This is a genomic window from Halorubrum sp. Ea8 (assembly GCF_002252925.1).
Classification (GTDB): domain Archaea; phylum Halobacteriota; class Halobacteria; order Halobacteriales; family Haloferacaceae; genus Halorubrum.
Window position 1 is genome coordinate 32,633 of the sequence record NZ_NHPF01000068.1, and the last position, 24,888, is coordinate 57,520.

A 24,888-nucleotide genomic window follows, 5' to 3' on the forward strand; every position below is an offset into this window, starting at 1 on the left:
GTTACCACCTCATCTCCGTTGGGACGGTCACGTCAGTGACCCCGAAGTTGCGGTATAGCACGAGGATGATGCCGATACCGATCGCGACCTCCGCGGCGGCGAGCGCGATGACGAACAGCGCGAACACCTGTCCCGTGAGGTCGCCGTAGTACAGCGCGAACGCGACGAAATTGATGTTCGCCGCGTTCATCATGAGCTCGACGCTCATCAGGAAGTACAGCGCGTCGCGCCGCGTGAGCACGCCGAACAGGCCGATACAGAAGACGGCGGCCGCGAGCAGCAGGTACCACTCCGGCGGAATCGAGGAGGCGACGGCGGTCATCAGCGCTCACCTCCGTCGCGGCCGCCGTCGGTAAACGCCTGTCCCACGGCGGCGATGATCGAGCCGCCCTCCTCACGTTTCGCCAGGTACACCGCGCCGTCGACGGCGACGTCGAGGGCGACCGCGGCGATCAGGAACGCGGCGAGGAACCCCTCGGAGGGGATCGTCGCGATGTCGTACTCGCCGAGGTTGAACAGGGCGTACCCGATGTTGTGGACGACGGACGCGTCGGCCGGGAAGCCGGCACCCCCTGCGGTGAAGTCCGCCGAGAGCGCCGTCAGGGCCATCGTGACGAAGAGGAGCCCGACCACCGCGGCGGGGACGAGGCGTCCCCCGCGGCCCGAGTCGTCGTCGCTCATGCGCTATTCACCTCCGTTTCCGTCTCCGATCGCGTGAGCATCACGCCGAACGTGACTAAGATCAGGACCCCGCCCACGTAGACGAGGATCTGCATGGCGGCGATGAACTCCGCCTGCAGCATCACGTAGTGGACCGCGACGCTCGTCAGGGCACCGCCCAGCAGCAGCGCGGCGTGGAACACGTCGCGCGCTAGGACGACCCCGAGGCCGAACGCCAGCGTGACCGCGGCGAACAGCCCGAACGCGATGGTAGGATAAACCATTGTGTTTGTCTCCTATGAGAACCCCTTTGAAGATTTCGAGACGCGCCCGCTACTGGTAGTCGACCTCGCCGTCGCCCTCCCCGATCCACGCGCCGCGATCGGGGTTCCGGGACTCCAGCGGGTCGATTCCCTTGTACCACGGGACGTTCTTGAGCTGTTCTTTGTTGAACACGAAGTCGTCCTTCGTGTCCGCGGTGAACTCGAAGTTCTGCGTCAGCAGGATCGCGTCGACGGGGCAGACCTCCTCGCAGAGCCGGCAGTAGATGCACTGCCCGATGTGGAGGTTGTACTGCTCCCCGTTACGCTGGTCGTCCTGCACGATCTGAATCGTGTCGTTCGGGCAGACGTTCTCGCACTGGCGGCACCAGATGCACCGCTCCTGGCTGAACTTGTGGACCCCGCGGAATCGCGGGCTCACCTCGGGCGCGTCCTCCGGGTATTCCACCGTGAACGTCGTCCCGTCCAGCGCGTGTTTCATCGTCGTCGCCATGGATTTCATGAGTCCGATCATATTACGCGATCACCCCCACGATTACGGCCGTGAGCACCAGGTTCGCGAACGACAGCACCAGCATTCCCTTCCAGCCGATCTCGATCAGCTGGTCGATACGGACGCGCGGCAGCGCGGAGCGGGCCCACTGCGTGAACAGGAAGAAGCCCCAGATCTTCACCACGAACCAGATGAAGCCGATGCTCTCCGGGCCCGGCCCGGAGGCGCCGCCGAGGAACGTCACGGCGAGGATCGCGCCGCCGAGGAAGATGTGCACGAACTCGCCGAGGTAGAAGAGGACGAAGTACGCGGAGGAGTACTCCGTCTGGTAGCCGGCGACGATCTCCGTCGGCGCCTCCGGGATGTCGAACGGGTTCCGGCCGATCTCGGCCATGTTCGCGGTGAGGAACAGCACGAACGCGAACGGGTTCACGAAGGCGTACCACGCCGGGATGTCGATCCCGGCGATCGTCACCAGCGTCGTCGTCTGCGCGCCGACGATACCGCTCATCTGGAGCGTGCCCGCGAACAGCACGACGGACATCGCCGTGACGATGAGCGGGATCTCGTACGCGAGGTTCTGCGCCACCGCGCGGAGCCCGCCGAGCAGCGAATACTTGTTGTTCGACGCGTAGCCCGCCATAACCAGGGATATCGAGGCGATGGAGGCGAACGCGAACACCAGCGCGAAGCCGACTTCGGGGTCGGCGAGGTGGAAGTTGATCGGGCCGAGACGACCCATCGGGATCACCGAGAAGCCGAGCAGTGCCGACGCGGGCAGGATGACCGGAGCGATGTCCCAGGAGGGACGGTCGACGCCCTCGGGAACGATGAGCTCCTTCGCCAGCAGCTGGACCGCGGACGCCGGGATGATCAGGAGGCCGAACGGCCCGACCCGGTTGACCGCGATGCGGTCGGTGAACGCCGCCGTGATCTTCCGTTTCGCCCACGGGCCGGCGACGCCGGTAAACGCGAGGACGATGTTCCCGACGACGGCCGCCGCGATCAGCGCCGCGACGACCTCGCCGAGCACGCCCGGCAACCCGAACGTCTCGGCGAGGAACTCGGGGAACAGCTGTGCGGGTGCCGTCCCCATCAGCGGTCCACCTCCCCGAGCACGATGTCGAGGCTCCCGAGCGCCGCGATGACGTCGGGGATGTACTCGCCGTTGGCCATCTCCGGCAGCGTCTGGAGGTTCGAGAAGCACGGCGACCGGATCTTGAACCGGGCCGGCTTGTCGGTGCCGTCAGAGCGGATGTAGATGCCGAGCTCGCCCTTCGCGGCCTCGACCGCCCGGTAGATCTCGGCGTCGTCGTCCGGCCGCAGCGTGCGGGGGACGTTCGCCTGGATGTTGCGCTCCTCCTCGGGCCAGTCCTCGAGCAGGTCGACGCACTGCTCGATGATCTTCGCGGACTCCTCGACCTCGCGCATCCGGACGAGCAGGCGGCTGAAGTTGTCGCAGCCGTCCTCCGTGACGACGTCCCAGTCGAGTTCGTCGTAGTAGCCGTACGGGTCGTCGCGGCGCAGGTCGTAGTCGACTCCCGATCCGCGGGCGACGGGACCGGTCGCACCGTAGTTCTTCGCGACCTCCGGCGGGAGGATCCCGGTGTCGATCGTCCGCATCTGGAAGATCTCGTTGGAGGTGACGAGGTTGTGGTACTCCTCGACGGACTCCGGCAGTTGATCGAGGAAGTCCCGAGTCTTCGAGAAGAACTCCTCGCGCGGCTCCGGGAGGTCCCAGACGACGCCGCCGAGCCGGAAGTAGTTGAACATCAGCCGCTGGCCCGTCAGGTCCTCCAGCAGGTCCTGCACGCGCTCGCGGTCGTTGATCGCGTACATGAACGTCGCGGTGAAGTCGCCGTTCACGTCGAGCGCGAACGTGGCGAGCGCGAGCATGTGCGCGGCGATCCGGCACATCTCGGCGCCCATCGTCCGGATGACCTGCGCGTACTCCGGCACCTCGATCTCGGCGAGGTCCTCGGCCGCGCGGGCGTACGCCCACTCGTTGAGCAGCCCCGCCGAGATGTAGTCCCAGCGGTCGGGGTACGGCATGATCTGGTGGCGGTACGTGCCGGCTTGTGCCATCTGCTCCTCACAGCGGTGGAGGTAGCCGATGTCGGGCTCGACGTCGACGACCTGTTCGCCGTCGAGCGTCGTCTTCAGGTGGAGGACGCCGTGCGTCGCCGGGTGGTGCGGCCCGATGTTCAGGAACATCGTGTCGGACTCGGAGTCCTTGTGGTGCTCCTGCAGCGGGTTCGCGTGCTCCGGCAGCGTGGCGATCTGCGGCCGGTCCTTGTCGTAGTCCATCGACAGGGGGTGTCCCTGCCACGTCTCGGGCAGGAGGATCCGGCGCAGGTCAGGGTGGTCGTCGTACTCGACGCCGATCAGGTCGTACGCCTCCCGCTCGTGCCAGTCGGCGGTGCGGAAGACGGGCTCGGCCGACTCAGAGACCGGGTCGTCCTTGTCGGCCGGGACGACGACGCTGACCTCCTGGGTCGGGTCGTCGAACTTCTTCAGGTGGTAGATCGACTCGTAGCGGTTCTCGTACTCCTGCGCGGAGACCACCGAGAGGTGATCGTAGCCCGCCTGTTCTTTCAGGGTCGAGAGCGTCTCCTGAACGGTGTCCGGTCGGATGACGAAGCCGGGGGCGTTCAGGTGGTCGTCGCGTTTGACGACGAGGTCGCCGAGGAGCGCCTCCAGTTCGTCCGGAGTGCGCTCGAGCGCCGCGTCGTCGGTGGTGTCCGGTCGTTCGAGGCTCATGGCGAATCAGCGAAGTTGTACCGCATGACGAGTTCGTCCTCGTCGATCTGGTCGGCGAGCTTGTCGACGAGCTCGTCCCGTTCGAGGTCGGAGAACTCCTCCAGTTCGTACGGCTTGACCGTCACGGGCGCGGCCTCGCCGTTGGCGACGCGCTCCTGCAGCTTCACGACGCCGTAGACGAGCGCCTCGGGACGGGGCGGGCAGCCGGGGACGTGGATGTCGATCGGGATGACCTCCTCGGCGCCCTTGATCACGTTGTACCCCTCCTGGAACGGGCCGCCGGAGATGGTACACGAGCCCATGCCGACGACGAACTTCGGCTCGGGCATCTGGTCGTAGACGCGCTTCATCCGCGGCGCGAACTTCGAGACGATCGTCCCGGGGACGATCATCACGTCCGCCTGTCGCGGCGACGCGCGGGGGACCCCGCTCCCGAACCGGTCGAGGTCGTGTTTCACGGCGTAGGTGTGCATCATCTCGATGCTGCAGCAGGCGATGCCGAACTGCAGCATGAACATGGAGGAGCCGCGACACCAGTTCAGGAACTTGTCGAACTTGGTGAGGATGAACGGCGAGGAGCCGAACGCCTCACGGAGGCGGGAGTTAAACCGGTCTCCCTGCCCGGTCATCCGGGCGTCTCGGGTCTCCGTTACGACTTGCGATTCGTCGGTGATGAATGGTTGATCGCTGCTCATTAGTTGAGGTCACGCTCCGTTTTTCTGCTGGTCGCGCGGGGACTCCGAGCCCAGCTGATCGCCCCCGACCGCCACGCCCAGACGAGCCCGATCGCGAGGATCCCGACGAACGCCAACATCGGCCACAGCAGAGCAGTCATCGGCACGCCGGCCTGGATGGCCGGGCGGTAGATGACGGCCCACGGGAACAGTAACACGGTCTCGATGTCGAACACGACGAACAACAGCGCGACCATGTAGTACTGGATGTTGAACCGGATCTTCGTCCCGCCAGTCGGGGTCTCGCCGGACTCGTAGGTGGTGCTTTTACCGGTCTCAGGCACGCTCGGACGGAGCAACGCCGACACTGTCATCATCCCTATCGGGATGAGCAGGCCGACGGCCGCCAAGGCGCCGATCGCTATCCAATCGCTCATATAGGTCTCCGTAACGTGCTGAGGTTTGGACCGCCCCCTCATAAGCGTTGAGTCTTCAGGGCATCGCCGCAAGGAGGCCGCAGACGACCGCGAGACCGCTCAACACCCGATCCGTCCGTGCTCGGTTCCGCGGTCGACCCGGTCGTCCGGACGCGTCCGAGACGATCCGTCGGGGGCTACTCCAGCAGACCCGTCCGAGGCTACTCCTCGTCTCGCGCGCGGAACCCGTCGATACCGAGGTCGTGGAGGTCGGCCGAGACGTCGGCGACGCCGCCTTTGAGGTCCTCGTGGTACGCGATCAGCCGCTCTTCGATGGCGTCGTGCTCGCGTGCGAGCACCTGTGCGGCCGACAGACCGGCGTTGAACGACTTCCCGGCGTCGACGGCGACGATCGGCGCCCCGGTGGGCATCCCGATCACGGAGTCCACCGACTTCTCCTGTACCGGCACCCCGATGACCGGGATCGGGTACGCGAGCGACGCGGTCATGTTCGGGAGGTCAGCGGACTTCCCGCCCGCCCCGGCGATCACCACGTCGAGGCCGCGGTCTCCGGCGGTCTCCCCGTAGGCGTACATCAACTCGGGGGTTCGATGGGCGGAGACGACGTAGCTCTCGTAGGTGAACCGGGCGTCCGGCGCCTCGTCGAAGTCGGTCTGCTCCGCGAAGCCGAGCTCCTCGAGCGCGTCGAACGCGCCTTCCATCGTCGGGAGGTCCGAGTCCGAGCCCATGATGATCCCCACGTCGGGAGTCGTTTCGGGATCGGCGTCGGACTCCGCTTCCGCTTCGAGCCGCCGGATAAGGTCCTGCACCGTTGGCATGGACGAGGGTTCGGCGGAGGGCTACAAGGAACCCTCGGATGCGGCGCAGCCGCCGGGTGCTGCGAGGCGTCAGTCGCCCCGGGGGATCAGACGCCCGGAGGACTAGTCGCCCCGGAACGTCGTCGCGTCGCGGAGTTCTCTCGCCCGCGAGAGGAGGGCGTCGCGGTCGCTTTCGCCGTCTCCGGTCACCGTCAGGTGTCCCATCTTCCGGAGCGGGCGGACGTCCTCCTTCCCGTACCAGTGGAGGTCGGCGTCGGGCGCCGCGAGGACCGATTCGGCGCCGCGGAGGGTCGCCGGTCCCGTCTCCTCGACGTCACCGAGGGCGTTCGCCGTGACCGCGGGCGCGGCGAGGTCGGTCGGACCGAGCGGCCATCCGAGGACGGCCCGGACGTGGTTCTCGAACTGCGAGGTCCGCGCGCCCTCGATGGTCCAGTGGCCGGAGTTGTGGGGGCGCGGCGCGATCTCGTTGACGAGCACGTCGCCCTCGCGGGTCTCGAACAGCTCGATCCCGTAGACGCCGCGTCCGTCGAGGAACTCCAGCACGTCGCCGGCGACCGACTCGGCCTCGGCGACGACAGCGTCGTCGGCGCGGGCGGGCGCGACGCTCTCGCGGAGGATCTCCTCCCGGTGGATGGTCTCCGTCACGGGGTAGGTACGCGTCTCCCCGTCGGCGCCTTTCAGCCCCATCACGGCGATCTCGCGCTCGAAGTCGAGGAGCTCTTCCGCCATCGCGTCCCCGCCGACCTCGTCGAGCGCGTCGGCCGCGTCCGCGGGGTCCTCGACGGGGACGTTCCCCCGGCCGTCGTAGCCGCCCTCGCGGGCCTTCAGCATGACGCCGTCGAACTCCTCGACGACGCGTTCGAGCCCCTCCCCGGTCGCGACCGCGACGAACTCCGGGACGGGGATGCCGGCGTCCGCGAGCGCCTCCTTCTGGACCAGCTTGTCCTGGATCGTCCGGAGGGTGGCGGGGTCGGGCTGGACGGGCACGTCGTGCTCCGCGCTCGCCTCGGCCAGCAGGTCCGGATCGGCGAGTTCGATCTCGAAGGTGAGCGCGTCGACCCGGCTCGCGAGTTCGTGGACCGCGTCGGGGTCGTCGAAGTCGCCGACGATCTGGTCGCTGACGACGGGAGCGGCCGGGCACTCCGGCGTCGGGTCGAGCACGACGACCTCGACGCCGAGCCGTGCGACCGCCTCGCCCATCATCCGACCGAGCTGTCCGCCGCCGACGACGCCGAGCGTCGGTCCCGGCAGAGTGATCGACATATACGGCCGCGTACCCGACGTTACTGCATAAATATTCCCACATCGGAGCGAGAAATACGCACGAATATGGGCACTTTCGAGCGAGGCTGGGCCCACGCAACCGTTTTCCGTTCGGGATTGCTCCTCGCAGGTGTGACCGCGATACGGGGACTCTACGAGCGGGTCGACGAGTGGGCGCGCGGCCTCTCCCGAGGGCGGTACGCGGCCCTGTTGGGAGCGTCGGCTGGCGTCGGCGTGCTCGCCGTCGGACGCGCGTTGAGCGGGGACGTCCTCCTCGTTCGGGCCCTCACGATGGCGCTCGTCATGTTCGGTCTGGAGTACACGTTCGGCGCCTTCAGCGGATCGTGAGACCTTTCAGCGGAACATGAGGCCCTGCGGAGCGAGAGACCAGTGACCGGAGCGCCGAGCGAACGCGGTCGGAGTCCGGTGGCCGCACCCGTCCGACACGTCGGCGACGCCCTCAGAGTTCGGCAGTCGCCAGGTCGCTCTCCAAGTCGTCTACGAACTCGTTGTACGCCTCGACGAATCCGCGGAACGAGTCGGCGTACTCGCGGACGTCGGCCGCGGAGGGCGCCTCATACTGCGAGAGGAGGTAGAGCCCGCCGGAACCCCCGACGCGGAGGTACGAGACGGTCCCTTCGTCCCACTTCAGCTCCCAGCGGTCGCCGTCGACGCGGGCGGTGTACGTCCCGTAATCGTCGCCCTCGTAGCGGTGGATCTCGCCGGCGATGAGGGTGCAGGTCTGACGGATCGCGCCCAGCACGCGGTCGCGCTCGGCGACGACTCCGTCCGTCGAGGCGGGCTCCGGGAACTCGGCGCTCACCCCGTCGAGGACGCCCGACAGCGACGCGACGTACTCGTTCCACGCGGCGACGAGGTTCGCGTAGTCGTCGAGGGCGGCCGCGAGGTCGGTCGGGTCCGGCGGCTGTTTCGTCGAGATGACGTACACGTCCGAGCCCGACTTCGGCGAGAACAGCAGGAACTCCAGCTCCCCGGCCTCGTGCTTGACGGTCCACGTCCCGCCCGGCGTCGACAGCTCCCGTCGACCGTAGTCGCCCCCCTGGAGCTTGGCGAGCTGGTAGGCGATCGTTCCGGCGTGATCGCGGACCGCGGCGACGATCTCGTCGCGCCGGTCGGCGACCGCGTCCGTGTCGCTCACGTCGAGGTCGAGCCCGAGGTCGGCGTGCGTGGTCACGATCGGTCTGGGCGCCACAAGGGGTTAATCGGTTCGGGTCGGGGGAGGGAGAGCCGACCCGCGGCCGCCGGTCACGCGATCGATTCCCGGATCTCTCGGACCCGCGCCGGCTCGTCGATCCCCGAGCGCAACACCACGGCGAACACCCCCTCGCCGTCCGGCTCCGGCGCGTCGCCGCTCAGTATCGCGTCCGAGCCGGTCTCCTCGGCGAGCCACCGCCGACCGTCGGCGATCGCCTGTCGGTTGAGCCACGCCGGCGGGCCGCCGACGACGAGGAGCGTCCGGTCCGCGCGGCCGTCGGGGACCTCGACCGTCGACTTGCCGCGGGCCGCCTTCCGGATCGTGGTCTCGATGGCCGACACCGCTTCGCCGGTGTCGACCTCGGCGGGTTCGTCCGAGCCGAACAGCCCGAGGCCGAACCGCGACCCCGACTCAGGCGGTTCGACCGCCTGCGTGGCGTGGCCGACCGCGGCGATCTCCCCGTCGTCGCCGACCGCGCGGGCGACGTCGCTCGCGTCGAGCACCTGCTGCGGGGTCGACTCCCGGTCGCTCGACTCGCCGGCACCGAACAGCGCCGCGATCCGGTCGGCGACGACGCCGTTCAGCCGGTCCCGGGCGTCGACGAGCGTCTCGCCGGGGCGGAGCCACGCGTCGTTGTCGAAGGGAAAAACGGCCGCACAGCGGTCAGAGAGCGCGTCGAGCGTCCGGGCCGCGTTCTTCTCCGCGAGGGGGCGACGCGGCTCGCGCTCCGCGGGTTCGGTCGCGCTCCCGCGGACGGGATCGACCTCGCTCGCCGCCGACTCCGCCGGCGTCGGGAGCGCCCCGACGGCGTACACCGAGACGTCGTAGAGGCGCGACAGCTCCTCGGCGAGCGCCGGCGCCGCCCCGGCCCCCGCGCCGCCGCCGAGGCCGACGACGATCACGAACGCCTCCGCGGCCGAGGGGTTCTCGTCGTCCATGACGCGGCCGAGCTCGCTCGCGTGGGCGTCACCGAGCCGCCTGCCGGCGTGGAGGTCGCCGTCGAGCCCGCTCCCGTCGGCCGCGTCGCCGAAGCGGTAGCGCCGCGACTCGTCGAGCGAGCGCAGGGCGTCGAGCGCCGCCGCGTCCGTGTCGAACGCGTTACACCCGTGCAGGAACCGGTCGTCGCCGTGATCGGCCGCGAGCCGGTCGGCGATCCGGCCACCGGCGCCGCCGAGACCGATGACGTGAAGACGCATACGTCACTCCGGTCGGCGAGCGGGGGCTTATCTCTTCGGCTCGGCGGCGAGCGGAAGCCCGCGCGGCCGCGGTGCGGGCGGTCAGAACTCGTCCAGTCGCCGCTGTCCGCGGGGGACCGCCGCCGGGCGCCCGTCGGTGTCGGTCTCGTCCGGGCTGCCGCCGAGCAACCGGATCAGCGCCGTGTCCGCGAAGGTGAGCGCCAGCACCAGCACGATCGGCGCGAGGAACAGCCCGTGGAAGCCGAAGACGACGGGACCGAAGATGTACGCGAGCATGAGCAGTCCGACGTGGGTCGTCTTCCCGCTGAAGTACGGCCGGAGCACGACGTCGGGGATCGTGTCGACGATGACCGCCGCGACGGCGAGGAAGACGGCCACGTAGGCGAGCAGCGCGAGGTCGTCGCCGCCCAGGAGCGTCGGTACCGAGGTCACCGCCGCCAGCGGGACGTACACGATCTTCATCCCGATCACGGGGATCAGGCTCGCGATCCCGGTGAGCGCGCCCGCGAGCGCCGGATACGGTACCTCGACCGGCGGCGGCGCGACCACGTTGTAGGCGGTGTAGGTCACGACGGCGATGATCGAGATCGCGATGACGTTGAGCAGGTTCCCGTACAGCACCGCCTCCAGCTCGGCGTCGGCCGTCTCGAGGTACTCTCGGACGACCGCGTCGTCGTCGAACGTGAGCAGCCACTCGTGGAACTTCGACCCGTCGAGCAGGAGGTAGTACGTGACGACGACGACGATGAGGAGGTTGAGCGCGAGCCCCCCGAGCGTGCTCGCCAGCAGCGGCGCCTGCTCGGAGACGAACTCGATCAGCGGATCGAGCTGACCGGAGCGGTACGCGGCGACCATCCCGTCGAGAGTCGGGTTCGAGAGCTCCGCCAGGTCCCCGACCCAGGAGTTCTCCGCGCCGACCGTCTCGGCGACCGGGTAACGCCCGATGAACCGGCGCGCCTCGATCAGCACCAAGAGCACGGTGTAGCCGATGAGCCCGATCAGCGGAACCCCGATGAGCGACAGGGAGACGGCGGCCCGGACGCGCGCGGGGAGGTGGAACTGTTCGAGCCTGTGGAAGAGCCGCCGCGTCGAGTAGTACAGGAACACGGCGACCGTGAGCGGAGCGACGAACCGGTACCCGATGAACCCCACGACGAGCGCGACCGCGATACCGAAGAGGGCGATGACGAACCGCTTCTGGTCCATGGCCGCTCGTCTCGGTGTGCCGACATAAAATATACGCCTTCGAACCGGACCGTCGACCGTCAGTCGTCGTCGAGGTCGACCGACCGACCGCCGGCGTCTCCGTCGACCGACCGGCCGCCGGCGTCCCCCTCGGTCGACCGACCGCCGACATCCTCGTCGACCGACCGACCGCCGGCGTCCCCGTCGCTCCGCGGGTCGATCCCACGGTCTTCCATCGCCTGCTCGAACCGCGCCGCCTGTTCGCGGTGCAGCGACAGGATCATATCAGCCAACACGCCGAAGATCAGCAGCTGGATACCGAGGACCGTCGCGCCGACGGCGCCGATGGCGATCACCTCGTGGCTCACGCGGAACGCGAGCCACTCGTAGAGGACGTACGCGGTCATGAGCGCCCCCGCGGCCGTCGAGACCGCGCCGACGCTCCCGAAGTAGAACAGGGGGTTGTTCGTCTTCGCCTTGCGGTACAGTTCGAGGAATATCACGCCGCCGTCGCGGATCGGGTGGAGGTTGGTCGCGGATCCCCCGGGGCGTTCGCGGTAGGTGATCGGGACGACCGCGACCGGCACCTGGTTCTTCACGCACTCGACCGCCATTTCGGTCTCGATCCCGAACCCGTCGGCGGTGAGGTGGAGCCGGAGGAACGACTCCCTGGTGAACGCCCGGTAGCCGGAGAGGATGTCCCGGTATCCCTCGCCGTGGATCGCGCGGAACGCGAGGTTGATGATCCGGTTTCCGATCCGGTTCAAGCGGGTCATCGCCCCCGGTCGCATGTCGGCGAACCGGTTCCCGATGACGTGGTCGACCTCGCCGGCCAACAGCGGGTCGAGCATCGCGTCGACGTCGTCGGCGTCGTACGTCGCGTCGGCGTCGGCCATCACGACGTACGGCGCGTCGACGTGGTCGCGCACCGCCTCGCGGACGGCCTGCCCCTTCCCGCGGCCCGACTGTTCGACGACGCGCGCGCCGGCCTCCTCGGCGGCCCCCCGCGTCCCGTCGGTGGAGCCGCCGTCGACGACGAGGACGTTCCCGATCCCGGCGTCGCGGAAGGCCTCGACGACGCGCGCGACCGTCTCGACCTCGTCCATCGTGGGCAGCAGGACGCAGACGTCGTCGTAGTCGCTCATGTCGGGTCGACGGCGGGCGAGTCCCTAAACTCTGCCCTTCCGACGCGACGATCCCCGGGAGCTGAACGCTCCGATCGTCGAGCCGCGCCGACGGTCCTGCGGCCACCCATACGCTCATGTGTCCGACGACAGATCGTGTGAGCATGTCGCATCCACCCGATCCCCACGTCGACGAACTGCTCAGCGCGGCGCGGACGGCGATCGGCGACGAACTCCGGAGCCTCACCTACTTCACCGCGGACGAGGTCACCCAGCTGTACCTCCGCAGCGACCTGAGCCGCACCGCGGACCTCGTCGGGTTCGCGGAGAACGAACGCCAGGGGTTCCACTCGCAGTCGCTGTACGCCAACACGCAGCTCGGCGACTACCAGTTCACCGTTCGCGTGTTCGAAAACGGGTATCTCACGAGGGTTATCGCCGGGGAACACGGCGTCTGGGTGACGACGGATTCGATGCAGATGGACCGGTTCGAGGAGCTCGCCAGCGCGCTCTCGGCGATCCTCCGATCGTTCGGCCCGGCGTGACGGTGGCGACTCGGTCCGGGGAAACGGACCGACCCGGATCCCGGTCGCTCAGCCGAGGTGGCTCTTCAGCTCCGGGACCAGCTCATCGGGATCGACCGGCTTGGTGACGTAGCCGTCGGCGCCGGCCTTCACCGCCTCCATCATCTTCTCCTGCTGGTCGACGCTCGTGCACATCACGACCACGGCGTCCGGCCAGCGGTCCTTGATCGCCCGCGTCGCCTCGATCCCGGTCATCTCCGGCATGACGACGTCCATCGACACGGCGTCGGGCTCGTGCGCCTCGAACAGCTCCACGGCCTCAGCGCCGTTCTCCGCCTCGCCGACGACGTCGAACGACCCCTCCAGCGCGTCCCGGACCACGGTCCGCTGGAACGAGGAGTCGTCGACGACGAGTACCCGCTCGGTCATGGCGAGTAATCGGCAATTGAACGGCATAAGCGCGCGGATCGCCCGGCGCCCGACCTCGGACGGTGCGTCCGCTCCGCGCAACAACACCTTGTATATTCGTCGAAGCGTATAATGAACATAGGAACAACGTTAAGGTGTATCCCGCGGTACTTTACCGCATGGAAACGCGGAAGGTCCAACGGCTGGGTCCGTCGACGCTGGCGATGACCCTCCCCGCCGAGTGGGCACAGGAACACGGCGTCAACAAGGGCGACGAGGTGTCGCTCCGGATGGGCGGAAAGGGAACGCTCACCGTTCTCCCGGAGTCGGTGAGCTCGGAGGAGTCGGAGGCCGTCATCAACGCCGACGGGCTCGACGCGCGGTCGCTGGAGCGGGCCATCGTCGCGCAGTACGTGCTCGGGCGACGCGTGATCCACGTCCGGAGCGAGGGCACCCTCGACAGCGAACACATCAACGCCGTCTACAAGGCCGAGACCCAGCTGATGGGGCTCGGCGTCATCGAGGAGACGCCGGAGGACATCTCCATCCGCTGTTCGGTCGACCCCGAGGACTTCACCCTCGACAACCTGCTCGAACGGCTGGAGAACACCGGGTCGACGATGCGCGGCGAGGCCGTGAAGGCGCTCGCCCACGGCAACCCCGACCTCGCGCAGCGCGCGCTCAACCGCGAGCGGCAGGCGAACAAGATCTTCGTCCTGCTGCTCCGGCTCATCTTCACGGCGTACCAGAACCCGAACCTCGCCCGCGCGGTCGGATTGGAGGAGGGGTTCCCCCTCATCGGCTACCGCTCCGTGGCGAAGAACCTGGAGCTCACCGCCGACAACGCGGAGGACATCGCCGACATCGTGATGGAGGCCGAGGGTCACACGCTCGACGTCGACAGCGCCACGATGCGGCAGATCCGCGAGTTCACCGATCAAGTGGACGACCTGACGGCGCTCGCGGTCAGGGCCGTCGTCGAGCGCGACTACGACCTCACCGTCGAGTGCCGCGACATGTTCGCTCGGCTGGAGGACCGCGAGCAGGAGATCCTCGGCGAGCTCCCGAGCGACCTCGACAACGACACGCTGCTGATGACCCGCGAAGTGCTCGTCAGCCTCCAGCACACCGCCGAGTACGCGATGCGAAACGCGGAGATCGCCGCGAACCTCGCGCTCAACGAGGAGTCGGAACACGTCGAGATCATCTGAGGCGTCGTCCGAGTCGCCGGTTTCGACCCCCGTCGGCCCGCGGCGTGGCCCAGTGCCGCGCCCGCGACGTGGCCCGGCGTCGCGCCCTTCGTATGAACTAAGTAGCCGCCCGCGAAGCGACGGGTATGAGCGAGGGATCTATCGAGTCTGACATGGAGATCGGCGTGGCGCTCGCGTTGGGGGCCATCGCGCTCGTTGGCACGGCGCTGATGTTCGGATACCCGTCGCAGCTGGGCCGCGCGTGGGGGTTCGCGGCGGCGTTCGTCTTCGCCCTCTGTTCGGTCGCCGCCGTGCAGCTGTTCGACTGAGCGACCGATCGACGAGAAACCGTTAAGGACGTCTGACGCCTACGTTCACGCCATGAGCGAGTACACCGAGGAAGAGCAGCGGATCCTCGCGTACCTCACGGACAGCGTCACCCGTGGCGAGCGGTACGTCCGCTCGAAGACGATCGGCGACGCCATCGGCCTCACGGCCAAACAGGTCGGCTCGCGACTCCCCCGACTGGCCGAGAAATCCGACGATGTCGACATCGAGAAGTGGGGCCGGGCCCGGTCGACGACGTGGCGCGTGACGCCGCAAGGGTGAGGGCGGTTCGGGCGTCCGACGAGTCCCTCCGCCATCGAGGCCGGTGCGAATCTGATCGACCCCTCCGCAGTCGAGGCCGGGGCGAATCTCTTCGGCCCCGCTGCCGGACTCGCGTGTTTTTAACCCCCGTAGCACCAACGGGAATGTATGACCGTCCGAGTCTCCCGGACGTTCGAGTTCGACGCGCCCGCGGACGACGTGTGGGCGTTCATCTCGGACGCCGAGAAGCGCGCCGGCGCGATCAGCGTGGTCGACACCTTCGACGTCCACGACGAGAGACGCGCGACGTGGCACGTCGCGCTCCCGATCCCGATGATCCGGTCGACGATCTCCGTCGAGACCGAGGAAGTCGTGCGCGACCCCCCGAACCGAGTGAAGTTCGTCGGCAAGTCGAAGGCGTTCCGCGTGACCGGCGAGCACACGATCACCGAGACCGACGGCGGCTGTCGGCTGGCGAACGAGTTCGTCGTCGACGGTCGACTACCGGGGGTCGAGTCGTTCTTCGAGCGCAACTTCGACGCGGAGCTCGACAACCTCGAAGACGCGCTGCGGGCCTCGATGGGCCCTAACGAATGAGGATCGCCTGCGTCCAGCTCGGCGTCGAGGGCGGCGCCGTCGCGGCCAACGTCGAGAACGCGGTCGAGCGAGTCCGCGCGGCCGGCTGTCCCGGTTCGCGGCCGTCGCGACCGACGCCGACGTCAACGTCCTCGCCGGGACCGTCGTCGAGGACCTGGCCGCCTCCGCGGCCGACGGGGTCGACGTCCAGGCGGCGGAGGGGCTCGCGAACGCGGCCGTGCTCTTCGACCGCGACGGGGAGCGCCGGCCCGTCTACCGGAAGCACCACCTGTTCGGGTACGGCTCCGAGGAGACCGATCGAATGGTCCCCGGCGAACGGGTCCCGGTCGTCGACTTAGAGGGCGTCCGCGTCGGCGTCACGACGTGTTACGACCTCCGGTTCCCGGAGCAGTTCCGCGACATGGTCGAGGCCGGCGTCGAGTGCGTGCTGGTGCCGAGCGCGTGGCCGTACCCGCGCGTCGAGCACTGGCGGACGCTCGGTCGGGCCCGGGCGATCGAAACCTCGCGTACGTCGCGGCCGTCAACGGAAGCGGCGCGTTCGACGGCGACGCGCTCTGTGGCCGGACGGCCGTCTACGACCCGTGGGGGACCACGCTCGCGTCCGCGGGAGAGGAGCCCGCCACGGTGACGGCCGAGGTCGATCCGGAGCGAGCGGCGGCGGTGCGCGAGGAGTTCCCCGCGCTGCGGGACCGGCGCTGACCGCCGACCACCGAGCGGCGGTCCCGAAGCCGCGGCCGCCGAGCGCGGACCGTCTGGTTTATACCGGAGAAGCGTTAAGGAGCATTCGCCGAAGTCCGACGCTTTTCTCGTTGGAGTTCGGCGACAACAACGCGCGCCCGTCCCGACCACTCGGGCGGCGACGCCGACGACAGCCCGGGGGTCCGCTGTCCGGCTGCCGCCCGCCCGCCTCCCGTCCACCCTTCGCCGTTCGCCGCGTCCCGCCTTCCCGTTCCGCCTTCCCTCTCACTGGCCACCGGACGATATTTGTGGCCCGTCGAGTATCGGTCTCGATAATTCGAGCGGTAGCTTCTTGTTCCGAATCGGACTGGTCGTAGACGCCGCGGACGAAACCGGCTGTCCCGTCCAGTTTCGGGCGGGACGGCCGGACACTCGCTTCCACCGTCCGTCGTCCGTCGGCCCTCGGGTTCGGGTCCGACCGCTCCCACACCGTACCCGAACCCGTTCTGCGGCGCGCGGCGAAAGTTATCGTTCCGACGTTCTCGGCACCTGATAGTCGATACCGTCGTTCGCGGCATCGGGTGCCTCCCGCGACGGACGCGGTTCGAACCCGCCTCGACCGGGTCGGCCCCGATCCGTCCGCCGAGACCGTCACTCGTCCGGAAGCGGAACGCGGCCGGACCGAAGCGCAAGGACGAAACCCCCCGATCCCGAACCGTCGGTCGAATGTTCCCCCGCGAGTACCGCGGCGTCGCCTTCGTCGTCGGCCTGTTCCTCGTCGTCCAGCTCGGCGCGCTGGCGCTGGTCCCCGAGTTCGCCGAGAGCGGGTACCAGGCGGTCGAGAACCCGGACGACCCGACGAACAGCCTCGTGTACGTTCTCGCGATCCTCGTCATGACGGGGCTGATGCTCGCCGCGTTCAAGTACAACTTCGACGGCGCGATCCGACTCCTCATCGTCGGCGTCTCGGCGTGGCTCTCCTGGTACGTCTTCTCCGCGCTGGTGTCTCCACTCGCCGCGGCCGTGCCGGCCGTCGCGGTCGGCGTCGGGCTCCTCGTCTACCCCGAGTGGTACGTGATCGACACGGCCGGGGTGTTGATGGGCGCCGGCGCGGCCGGGCTGTTCGGCATCTCGTTCGGCCTGCTCCCCGCGCTGATCCTGCTCGCCTTCCTCGCTGTCTACGACGCCGTCTCGGTGTACGGCACCGAGCACATGCTGTCGCTCGCGGAGGGAGTGATGGAGCTGAACATCCCCGTCGTGCTCGTCATCCCGCTGTCGCTGTCGTACTCGCTTCTCGGCGGCGACGAGGCGGAAGACGCGGACGGTCCCGACGGCGCGACCGTCGCCGGGGACGACGGGGTCGACGAGAGTGACGGGGGCGACGGGAGTGACGGGGACAACGAGATGGATCGAGGCGGCGAGCGCGCGGACGACGACGGCGCCGACGTCTCGGACCCCACGCCGATCGAGGAGCGCGACGCGTTCTTCATCGGCCTCGGCGACGCCGTGATCCCGGCGGTGTTGGTCGCGAGCGCGGCGACGTTCTCCCCCGCGGCCGGGCTCGCTGTCCCGCTGATCGGGATCAACCTCCCCGCGCTGCTCGCGATGGTCGGGAGCCTCGCGGGGCTCCTCGTGCTGATGAGTTGGGTGATAAAGGGCCGGCCGCACGCCGGACTCCCGCTTTTGAACGGGGGCGCCATCGGCGGCTACCTGATCGGCTCCGTGGTCGCCGGGGTCCCGCTCGCGGACGCGATGGGGCTCGCCGGGTTCCTCTGAGCGCCCGCAGTCGGACCGCGCGAGGCGGTCGGCGCGCCCGCCGGTCGACACCGTTTTTCCGTCGGTCGCCGTCGTTCGAGCCGTGTCCGATCCGACTCCGCACCACGTCGGCGTCACGGTCGCCGACCTCGACCGCGCCGTCGACTTCTACACCGAGACGTTCGATCTGGACGTCGCCGCCGAGTTCGCCGTGGGCGGCGAGGCGTTCGCGGACGCCGTCGCCGTCGACGGCGCGGCCGCCGACTTCGCGCACCTCGTCGCCGGCGGGGCGGGCGACGAGACGGTCGTCGAACTCGTCGCGTACGAACCGGCGGGCGAACCGACGCCCAATCCGGAACTGAACCGACCGGGCGCGATCCACCTCGGGCTCTCCGTGGACGACGTGGAGGGGTTCTACCGCGGTCTCGACGGCGACGTCGAAACCCTCAGCGAGCCGCGAACGACCGAGAGCGGGACCACGATCCTGTTCGTCGTCGACCCCGACGGGAACCTGATCGAAGTGCTCGACGCCTGAGGACGGAGAAAAGCGAGACCGGTTCTTACTTGACTTTCGTGCCCGGCCCGGCGTCCTCGTAGGTCGTGAGGAGGTCGGCCTCGTCGCCGGCAGCGAGCACCATCCCGTTCGATTCGACGCCGAACAGCTCCGCCTTCTCCATGTTGGCGAGCACGACGACCTTCGTCCCGGGCAGGTCGTCGACGTCGTGGAGCTGTTTCAGTCCGGCGACGATCGTCCGGGTCTCGGCGCCGAGGTCGACGCGCAGCTTCAGGAGGTCGTCGGCGCCCTCGATCCCCTCGGCGTCCTCGATCCGGCCGATCCGGATGTCCAGTTCCTGGAAGTCGTCGAAGCCGATGCGGTCGTCGCTGAGGGGCTCGATGTCGGTCATGTCGGTGTCGTCGGTCGCGTCTTCGTCGGTCGCCGCTTCGTCGTCCGATCCGTCCTCATCGCCGTCGCCTTCGTCGCCGTCGCCCTCGTCGCCGTCGGCCGCCTCCGCCTCGGCGACCCGCGACTCCAGCTTCTCGTTGAGCGCCTCGACGCGCTCGTCTTCGATCTGCTCGAACAGCTCGGTCGGCTCCGCGAGGTCGCCGGCGGGCCCCTCGCGGGCCGCGTCGACGGTGACCTCGTGGACGGAGCCGTCCTCGCCGAGCTGGGCCCACAGGCGCTCGCACTTCTCGGGGGCGATGGGCTCGAAGAGGACGGCGATCGCCTTCGCGATCGCGACGCAGTCGTGGATCACCCGCGCGGCCTCGTCCGGGTCCTCGTCGACGAGGTTCCACGGCTCGCTCCGCTGAATGTACTCGTTGCCGAACCGCGCGAGGTCGGTGACGGCGTCGCCGAGCGCGCGCACGGAGTAGTCGTTGACCGCGGCCTCGACGTCGTCGATCGCCTCTTCGATCCGGTCTCGCACCTCGTCGCTCGTCGCGTCCGCGATGGGCGCGTCGTCGTAGTTGCGGTGGGCGAAGAGGAGGGAGCGGTAGAGGAAGTTGCCGACCGTCCCCACCAGCTCGGTGTTGACGCGGTCGCGGAACTTCTCCCACGAGAAGTCGACGTCCTGCTGGAAGCCGCCGTTGGTCGCGAGGTAGTAGCGCAGCGGGTCGGGGTGGAACCCCTCGTCGAGGTACTCGTCGGCCCAGACGGCGCGGTCCCGGCTCGTGGAGAACCCCTTCCCGCCGAGGGTGACGAAGCCGCTCGCCATCACCGCGCGCGGCTCGGCGTGGCCCGTCGCCTCCAGCATCGCGGGCCAGAATATCGTGTGGTGCTGGATGATGTCGCGGCCGATCACGTGAACGATCTCGCCGCCCTCGGGGTGGGCGTCGCTCGCGCCCTCCAGCCAGGCCGCCTCCCAGTCGAAGGCGTCGGCGCCGACGCGCTCCGAGTACTGCTTCGTCGAGGAGATGTACTCGATGGGGGCGTCCACCCAGACGTAGAGGACGAGGTCGTTGTCGGCGGTTTCACCGCCTCCCCGAGGCGACTCCGTCGCCTCGCCGCCCGGGTAATCGATCCCCCAGTCCATGTCGCGGGTGATACACCAGTCCTGGAGCCCCTGCTCGATCCACTCGCGGGGCTGGTTCCGGGCGTTCGACGTCCCCTCGAGTCGGTCGAGGAAGCCGGAGAGGTAGTCGGAGAACTCCGAGACCTCGAAGAACTTGTGGGTGCGCTCGCGGTACTCGGCGGGGTTGCCGGTGATGGTGGAGACGGGGTCCTCGACCTCGCCCGGTTCGAGGTGGCGCTGGCACCCTTCGTCGCACTCGTCGCCGCGGGCGTGCGCGCCGCAGTACGGGCAGGTCCCCTCGACGTAGCGGTCGGGGAGGTACTGGTCGTCGACGGGGTCGTACGCGACCATGATCTCCTTCTCGTAGACGTGACCGGCGTCCTCCAGGTCGCGGACGAGCTCCTGGGTGACCGCGATGTTCGTCTCGTCGTGAGTGTGGCCGTAGTTGTCGAACTCGACGTTGAACTTCGGGAACGTCGCGGCGTACCGGTCGTGCCAGTCGAGCGCGAACGCCTCGGGAGAGACGCCCTCCTGTTCGGCGTTGACCGCGACGGGCGTCCCGTGCATGTCCGAGCCGGAGACGAACGCGGTCTCCTGGCCGAGTCGTTCGAGCGCGCGGCTGTACACGTCGCCGCCGACGTAGGTGCGCAGGTGGCCGATGTGGAGGTCGCCGTTGGCGTACGGCAGTCCACAGGTCACCACCGCCGGGTCGTCGGTGGGGAAGTCGTCGTGGCTCATGTGGTGGGTGTATCGAGTTGTCGTGGATACGGGCCTAAAGCCCGCTGATTTTCGGGTGGAATCGAGGCGGGTCGCTCGGTCGGGGGGGAAGCCGCGGCCGATCGCTCAGACGGCTTCCGCACGCGGGCACGGCGACGGTTCCGAGGGGACGCCCCTCAGGGTTCCATCGACCGTTCGGCGCGAGCGGTGAGCCGGTCCGGGTCGAGCCGGTAGAACTCGAACTCCACCCGGCTCGCCGGCTCGCCGAAGACGTCGACGATCGGTATCTGGTCCGTCCGTCCGAGCCCGGCGAGCGACTCCGTGGAGATCGACTCGTCGGTGGTCGACACCAGCCGACCGCTCGCCACCACGCTCTTCCACCGATCGTCGCGCTCGCCGTAGGTGACGAACGTGGTTCCGCGGTCGGTCGGATTCGCCTTTCCGCTCTCTTCCCCGACGGCGAGCCGGAAGTAAAACACCTCCTCGACGGGGTCGTATCCGTACGACACCGGGACCGAGTGCGGGGGATCGCCGGCGGCCGTCGACAGGGAGAGGACTCCCGTTCCCGACCGCCCGAGGAACTCGTCGCGCTCGTCGTCCGCCATCCGAACCGCGTCGGGATCGGTCATACCTGACGTTGGACGGGCGCGGTAATGAATGTCAGCCACGGATCACGGTGAGAGCGGGCCGCGTCGGTCCGCCTCGTCCCCTACACGATCCCGCGGACGACCGCGGCCGCCTCCGACGCGGTCGGGGCGATCACGTACACGATCGGCTCGACGCCGACCGCGCCGGTCTGGTAGAGGACGAGCGTCGCCGCGTCGTCGCCAGCCGGGAGGTCGGCCGCGGCGACCGCGCCGGCGACCGCCTCGCTGGTCTCGCGTTCGGCGTCGAACTCGACGGTCGGGTGCGACGCGGCGAGCGCCGCGACGGTGTCGGGGTCGTACCGGACGTTCACGGCGCCGCGGGCGGTCGACCCCGCCTCGCGGGCGGCGAGCAGGACCGTCGCGACGTGCTCGCTGACGCCGAACTCGGGTTCGCCGGGGACCATCGCCTGCCCCTTCACGTCGACGAGGCGGCCGGGGACCGCGGCGACGTCGTCGATCGTCCGGGCGTCGTCGAGGCACTCGGCGACGTTGGCGCCGACGTTCGGAATGAGCGCGGCGAAGCCGGAGGCGTTCGTCAGGGTGCGGAGCCCGCGCCGCACCGACCCGAGGACCCGCTCGCGCTCGCGGAGCCCGCTGTCCGGGTCGTGGACCGAGAACTCCACCTCGGCGTCGGCGAGCGCCGGCATCGCCTCCTCGTGGAGGTCCGCGAGGAGGTCGCCCTCCTCCAGACGCCGGATCAGCACCTCGATTTCGACGAGCGCGCCGACGGGGCTCAGGTCGCCGTCGGCGAGCCCCTCGCCGATTCGATCGACCAGATCGCGGACCCGATCGTCGGCGACGATCCGGTTGTTGCGGGCCACTTCGCCGTGGGCGTACTTCGAGACCGCGGACTGGGAGATCCCCAAGGCGTCGGCGACCTCCCGCTGCGTGAAGCCGCGGTCGCGGAGGTCCTCCGCCAGCATCGAGCGGACCGTCGGGAGGAACTCGTCGACGACGACCTCCTCGATGAACTTCATGAGCGGTCCCCCCTCGCCCCGTCGTCGCCCTCGGCGGCGCTCGTCGAGGTCCCCGCTGCGCTCCCGTCGCCCTCGAACTCCGGGTCGTCGCCGATCCGGGAGGCCTGCGGGCCGTCCTGGTCTTGGTACTTCGACCCGCGCTCCGCGCCGTACGGGCGGTCGGCGGGCGACTTCAGCTCGGTGAACGTGAGCTGGGAGACGCGCATCCCCGGCGAGAGCGCGACGGGCGCGGTGCCGAGGTTCGAGAGTTCGAGCGTGATCTGCCCCTTATAACCGGGGTCGCACAGGCCGGCGGTGGCGTGGACGACGATCGCGAGCCGCCCGAGCGACGAGCGCCCCTCGACGTGCGCGACGAGGTCGTCCGGGATCTCGACGCGCTCGGTCGTCGTGCCGAGCACGAAGTCCCCGGGGTGGAGGATGAACTCGTCGCCCTCGTCGACGGTGGTCTCAGTGACGTACTCGCCGACCTCGTCGGCCTCGGTCGGGTGGATGCAGGGGATGTTGGTGCGCTGGAACTCCAGGAATCGCTCGCCGAGCCGTAGGTCGACGCTCGCGGGCTGGACCTGCTGGTCGACGTCGCCGAGCGGCTCGACCACGAGGTCCCCCGCCGCGAGCCGGTCGAGGATGTCCGCGTCCGACAGGATCATGTCGGGAGACGGAGCCCGCTCGGCTTAAAAACTCCCGAATGCGGCGGCTCGCGGTGCGGGGGGTCACGGAGGTCACGGTGCGCGGGGATCGCGGGACGCCTGCGGCGCCGCGAAGGTGCGGCGACGCGAGGGTGAGGCAGGCCCTCACACCGCCGCGAGAAGGAACGCGAGCACGGCGAACGCACCGGCGACCGCACCCGCAGTCCCGCGGTCGAGGTCGTGGGCCGCTTCCAACCCCCCGACGACGATCACCCACTGGACCGCGATCACGACCGCCGAAGCGGCGAGCAGGGGCGCCTGCATCGCCTCGATCGCGGCGACGATCTCGTTCGCTATCGCCTCGATCGTGGCGCCGTCGACCGCCGCCGTCGAAAGCGCGTACCAGACCGCCGCGACACCGGCTCCGAGTCGGACGATTTCCGGGAGGATCGCCCACGCCGCGATCACGAACGAGTCGCCCACGGAGCCGCTCCCGCCGGCGAGGCGCGCGCCGCCGTGGAGGACGAGCGCGAAGATCCCCCACCAGATCGGCACACCGAACAGGCCGTACGCGACGTAGTCGCCGGTCGCGCTCCGGAGTTCCTCCCCGACGTCGACGTCGACCCGTTTCGGGCGGTCGCACCGCTCGCCGACGAGCGAGTCGTCGTCGCCGAACGCCTCACAGGTCGCCTCCGGCGGTCGGTCTGGGTTGTCGACGGTGACCTCCCGGTCGATCGTCGCGTCGAACGCCGCGCCGAGCGCGGCGATCCCGCCGACCGTCGAGACGGTGACGAGCAGGACGAGCCCGATCGCGACCGCGCCGGACCGCGAGCGGGCTCTCTCGAAGTGGCGGCGGGAGCGGTCGAGAAGCGAACCGACGGCTCGGGAGAGGGGGGCGATCGGGGAGGGCATAACCGGGGTATCCGCGAGGCCGGACAAGTGTCTTGTCCACCCGAGTCCCGAGCGGCCCCGGGGGGATCACTCGCGTTCGGTCTCGGTCTCGGCGTCGGCCTCGCGTTCCCCGTCGGTCTCCGCTTCCAAGTCGTCCCCGCCCGCGGCCTCGGCGGCCTCCTTCCGGGCGCGGTCCGCCGCGAGCTCTTTGTCGATGTCGTCCTCGACGTATCCCATCGACTCGACGGTGACGACGTTGCCGCCGCCGGGATCGACGACCATCACCTCCTCGCCCTCCTCGATCGTGCCCTCGATCGAGCGCGCGGAGTAGTAAGGGTTGAAGCCGCCGCCGGAGAGCTTCACCTCGCCGCCGGAGGTCGTCACGGCCTCGGTGACGGTGCCGGTCTTCCCTTTCAGCGAGTCGCTGTCGCTGGTCTGTTGCTGGCCCTTCCCGCCGTACAGGTCGAACTCGTGGTAGCCGTAGAAGGCGGCCGCGCCGAAGAGGAGCGTCAGCAGCGCCATGACGAGCGTGAGGCCCGCGCCCGCGATACCGAGCGACGTCAGCAGGAGCCCGCCAAGCCCCGCGCCGATCAGCGCGATACCGACGACGATGAAGTTCGCGCCCGGCGCGAGCGCCTCCGCCATAGAGAGCAGCAGGCCGGCCGTCAACAGCAGGAGGGGAAGCGTGTCCGGCCCGATCAGTCCGGACTGGAGGAGCGATCCGGCGCCCGTGATCAGATCCATGTCCGGACGTACGGCCGCGGCGGTATAAGTGGTAGTACGAGGGCCGGGCCGTCAGCGGCGAAAACGCGGGAACGCGCGCCGTCGGCTGAGAACCGGGGAAGACGCGCGCCGTCGACGAGGTGCCTCAGAACCCGAACACCAGCACGCCGACCGTGATCGCGACCCCGAGCGCGACGAACACGGCGTTCTCGACGTCGATGGGTCCGGGTTCGATCGGCTCCTCTTCGGGAGTGCCGGTGTCCTCCGTGACGCCGTCCGGGCCGACGTCGTCGACGGCGAACCGCCACTGGCGCTCGCCGGCGCCGTCGGTGTCCCGGGCCTCGTTCGCCCGGCTCCGCGTGTCGCCGTCGGCGTCCTCGTCGCTGGACATACCCGGTGATAGGCGCGTCGGTGATAAATGGCTGGCGGGTACGGGTCGGCGAGGGAG

General features: G+C 69.2%; 30 protein-coding genes and 1 pseudogene. 9 read left to right on the top strand and 22 right to left on the bottom strand.

What is annotated here, in order from left to right; genetic code table 11:
- Nucleotide 1 precedes the first annotated feature (1 nt).
- The 10 genes from nuoK to DJ74_RS05850 form a co-directional block, all read right to left on the bottom strand.
- Nucleotides 2-322, bottom strand: a complete 321-nt coding sequence (nuoK, locus tag DJ74_RS05805; protein WP_008004452.1) for an NADH-quinone oxidoreductase subunit NuoK — start codon at nt 320-322, stop codon at nt 2-4.
- Entirely contained in the window at nt 322-681 is a 360-nt protein-coding gene (locus tag DJ74_RS05810) for a hypothetical protein (protein WP_094525387.1), read from the bottom strand. The genes nuoK and DJ74_RS05810 overlap by 1 nt, the downstream gene beginning before the upstream one ends.
- Complete coding sequence (locus DJ74_RS05815) at nt 678-944, bottom strand: NADH-quinone oxidoreductase subunit J (protein WP_094525386.1); 267 nt, start codon at nt 942-944, stop codon at nt 678-680. The genes DJ74_RS05810 and DJ74_RS05815 overlap by 4 nt, the downstream gene beginning before the upstream one ends.
- 49 nt (nt 945-993) lie before the next feature.
- On the bottom strand, nt 994-1,455 hold the full coding sequence (locus tag DJ74_RS05820) for an NADH-quinone oxidoreductase subunit I (RefSeq protein ID WP_006113010.1): 462 nt from the start codon (nt 1,453-1,455) through the stop codon (nt 994-996).
- Nucleotide 1,456: 1 nt separating this feature from the next.
- Complete coding sequence (locus tag DJ74_RS05825) at nt 1,457-2,530, bottom strand: NADH-quinone oxidoreductase subunit H (RefSeq protein ID WP_094525385.1); 1,074 nt, start codon at nt 2,528-2,530, stop codon at nt 1,457-1,459.
- Complete coding sequence (locus DJ74_RS05830) at nt 2,530-4,194, bottom strand: NADH-quinone oxidoreductase subunit D (protein WP_094526646.1); 1,665 nt, start codon at nt 4,192-4,194, stop codon at nt 2,530-2,532. Before DJ74_RS05830 ends, DJ74_RS05825 begins: the two co-directional genes overlap by 1 nt.
- The gene (locus DJ74_RS05835) at nt 4,191-4,889 is read right to left on the bottom strand and encodes an NADH-quinone oxidoreductase subunit B (RefSeq protein ID WP_094525383.1); all 699 of its coding nucleotides are present in this window, start codon (nt 4,887-4,889) and stop codon (nt 4,191-4,193) included. Before DJ74_RS05835 ends, DJ74_RS05830 begins: the two co-directional genes overlap by 4 nt.
- On the bottom strand, nt 4,889-5,305 hold the full coding sequence (locus tag DJ74_RS05840) for an NADH-quinone oxidoreductase subunit A (RefSeq protein ID WP_092562085.1): 417 nt from the start codon (nt 5,303-5,305) through the stop codon (nt 4,889-4,891). Before DJ74_RS05840 ends, DJ74_RS05835 begins: the two co-directional genes overlap by 1 nt.
- 200 nt (nt 5,306-5,505) lie before the next feature.
- Complete coding sequence (purE, locus tag DJ74_RS05845) at nt 5,506-6,123, bottom strand: 5-(carboxyamino)imidazole ribonucleotide mutase (protein ID WP_094526647.1); 618 nt, start codon at nt 6,121-6,123, stop codon at nt 5,506-5,508.
- Nucleotides 6,124-6,225: 102 nt separating this feature from the next.
- Nucleotides 6,226-7,386 carry a 5-(carboxyamino)imidazole ribonucleotide synthase gene (locus DJ74_RS05850; RefSeq protein WP_094526648.1) on the bottom strand — a complete coding sequence of 387 codons (1,161 nt, stop codon included), beginning with the start codon at nt 7,384-7,386 and terminating at the stop codon, nt 6,226-6,228.
- Between the two features lie 132 nt (nt 7,387-7,518).
- Here DJ74_RS05850 and DJ74_RS05855 point away from each other — a divergent pair, with 132 nt between their 5' ends.
- Nucleotides 7,519-7,734: a hypothetical protein gene (locus tag DJ74_RS05855; protein WP_094525380.1), complete on the top strand. Its 216-nt coding sequence runs from the start codon at nt 7,519-7,521 to the stop codon at nt 7,732-7,734.
- Nucleotides 7,735-7,846: 112 nt separating this feature from the next.
- Here DJ74_RS05855 and DJ74_RS05860 read toward each other — a convergent pair whose 3' ends face one another.
- The 4 genes from DJ74_RS05860 to aglJ all read right to left on the bottom strand — a co-directional run bounded on the left by DJ74_RS05860 (nt 7,847) and on the right by aglJ (nt 12,128).
- Complete coding sequence (locus tag DJ74_RS05860; RefSeq protein WP_094526649.1) at nt 7,847-8,581, bottom strand: hypothetical protein; 735 nt, start codon at nt 8,579-8,581, stop codon at nt 7,847-7,849.
- 71 nt (nt 8,582-8,652) lie between these two features.
- A complete protein-coding gene (locus DJ74_RS05865; protein WP_094525378.1) occupies nt 8,653-9,798 on the bottom strand; it encodes a cell division protein FtsZ in 1,146 nt (381 codons plus the stop codon).
- Between the two features lie 81 nt (nt 9,799-9,879).
- Entirely contained in the window at nt 9,880-11,004 is a 1,125-nt protein-coding gene (locus tag DJ74_RS05870) for an AI-2E family transporter (RefSeq protein WP_094525377.1), read from the bottom strand.
- 59 nt (nt 11,005-11,063) lie between these two features.
- Entirely contained in the window at nt 11,064-12,128 is a 1,065-nt protein-coding gene (gene aglJ / locus DJ74_RS05875; RefSeq protein ID WP_094526650.1) for an S-layer glycoprotein N-glycosyltransferase AglJ, read from the bottom strand.
- A 143-nt stretch (nt 12,129-12,271) separates the two neighbouring features.
- Here aglJ and DJ74_RS05880 point away from each other — a divergent pair, with 143 nt between their 5' ends.
- Nucleotides 12,272-12,652 (top strand): hypothetical protein, encoded by a 381-nt coding sequence (locus DJ74_RS05880; RefSeq protein WP_094525375.1) that lies wholly within the window; start codon nt 12,272-12,274, stop codon nt 12,650-12,652.
- Between the two features lie 48 nt (nt 12,653-12,700).
- On the opposite strand, the gene DJ74_RS05885 is transcribed toward DJ74_RS05880, so the two are convergent.
- Complete coding sequence (locus DJ74_RS05885) at nt 12,701-13,060, bottom strand: response regulator (protein ID WP_094525374.1); 360 nt, start codon at nt 13,058-13,060, stop codon at nt 12,701-12,703.
- 158 nt (nt 13,061-13,218) lie between these two features.
- Between DJ74_RS05885 and DJ74_RS05890 the strand changes: the two genes are divergently transcribed.
- The 7 genes and pseudogenes from DJ74_RS05890 to DJ74_RS05920 all read left to right on the top strand — a co-directional run bounded on the left by DJ74_RS05890 (nt 13,219) and on the right by DJ74_RS05920 (nt 18,382).
- On the top strand, nt 13,219-14,250 hold the full coding sequence (locus DJ74_RS05890; protein ID WP_094525373.1) for a phosphate uptake regulator PhoU: 1,032 nt from the start codon (nt 13,219-13,221) through the stop codon (nt 14,248-14,250).
- A 125-nt stretch (nt 14,251-14,375) separates the two neighbouring features.
- The gene (locus DJ74_RS05895) at nt 14,376-14,558 is read left to right on the top strand and encodes a hypothetical protein (protein WP_094525372.1); all 183 of its coding nucleotides are present in this window, start codon (nt 14,376-14,378) and stop codon (nt 14,556-14,558) included.
- Between the two features lie 52 nt (nt 14,559-14,610).
- A complete protein-coding gene (locus DJ74_RS05900; protein WP_094525371.1) occupies nt 14,611-14,838 on the top strand; it encodes a hypothetical protein in 228 nt (75 codons plus the stop codon).
- Nucleotides 14,839-14,985: 147 nt separating this feature from the next.
- The gene (locus DJ74_RS05905) at nt 14,986-15,414 is read left to right on the top strand and encodes a CoxG family protein (RefSeq protein WP_094525370.1); all 429 of its coding nucleotides are present in this window, start codon (nt 14,986-14,988) and stop codon (nt 15,412-15,414) included.
- Nucleotides 15,411-16,113: pseudogene (locus DJ74_RS05910) on the top strand (nitrilase-related carbon-nitrogen hydrolase). The gene DJ74_RS05905 and the pseudogene DJ74_RS05910 overlap by 4 nt, the downstream one beginning before the upstream one ends.
- 705 nt (nt 16,114-16,818) lie before the next feature.
- Complete coding sequence (locus DJ74_RS05915) at nt 16,819-17,868, top strand: presenilin family intramembrane aspartyl protease PSH (protein ID WP_094526651.1); 1,050 nt, start codon at nt 16,819-16,821, stop codon at nt 17,866-17,868.
- A gap of 82 nt (nt 17,869-17,950) precedes the next feature.
- Entirely contained in the window at nt 17,951-18,382 is a 432-nt protein-coding gene (locus tag DJ74_RS05920; RefSeq protein ID WP_094526652.1) for a VOC family protein, read from the top strand.
- Between the two features lie 25 nt (nt 18,383-18,407).
- On the opposite strand, the gene metG is transcribed toward DJ74_RS05920, so the two are convergent.
- The 7 genes from metG to DJ74_RS05955 form a co-directional block, all read right to left on the bottom strand.
- Nucleotides 18,408-20,597, bottom strand: coding sequence for a methionine--tRNA ligase (gene metG, locus DJ74_RS05925; protein WP_094526653.1), 2,190 nt, complete (start codon nt 20,595-20,597; stop codon nt 18,408-18,410).
- 155 nt (nt 20,598-20,752) lie between these two features.
- Nucleotides 20,753-21,205, bottom strand: coding sequence for a pyridoxamine 5'-phosphate oxidase family protein (locus tag DJ74_RS05930; protein WP_094525366.1), 453 nt, complete (start codon nt 21,203-21,205; stop codon nt 20,753-20,755).
- Nucleotides 21,206-21,285: 80 nt separating this feature from the next.
- A complete protein-coding gene (locus tag DJ74_RS05935) occupies nt 21,286-22,200 on the bottom strand; it encodes a thiamine-phosphate synthase family protein (RefSeq protein ID WP_094526654.1) in 915 nt (304 codons plus the stop codon).
- Complete coding sequence (gene dcd, locus DJ74_RS05940) at nt 22,197-22,847, bottom strand: dCTP deaminase (RefSeq protein WP_094525364.1); 651 nt, start codon at nt 22,845-22,847, stop codon at nt 22,197-22,199. The genes DJ74_RS05935 and dcd overlap by 4 nt, the downstream gene beginning before the upstream one ends.
- Nucleotides 22,848-22,991: 144 nt before the next feature.
- Nucleotides 22,992-23,738 carry a Yip1 family protein gene (locus tag DJ74_RS05945; protein WP_094526655.1) on the bottom strand — a complete coding sequence of 249 codons (747 nt, stop codon included), beginning with the start codon at nt 23,736-23,738 and terminating at the stop codon, nt 22,992-22,994.
- 66 nt (nt 23,739-23,804) lie between these two features.
- Nucleotides 23,805-24,461: an NfeD family protein gene (locus DJ74_RS05950; RefSeq protein WP_094526656.1), complete on the bottom strand. Its 657-nt coding sequence runs from the start codon at nt 24,459-24,461 to the stop codon at nt 23,805-23,807.
- A gap of 124 nt (nt 24,462-24,585) precedes the next feature.
- Complete coding sequence (locus tag DJ74_RS05955; RefSeq protein ID WP_094525361.1) at nt 24,586-24,831, bottom strand: hypothetical protein; 246 nt, start codon at nt 24,829-24,831, stop codon at nt 24,586-24,588.
- Nucleotides 24,832-24,888: the final 57 nt, after the last annotated feature.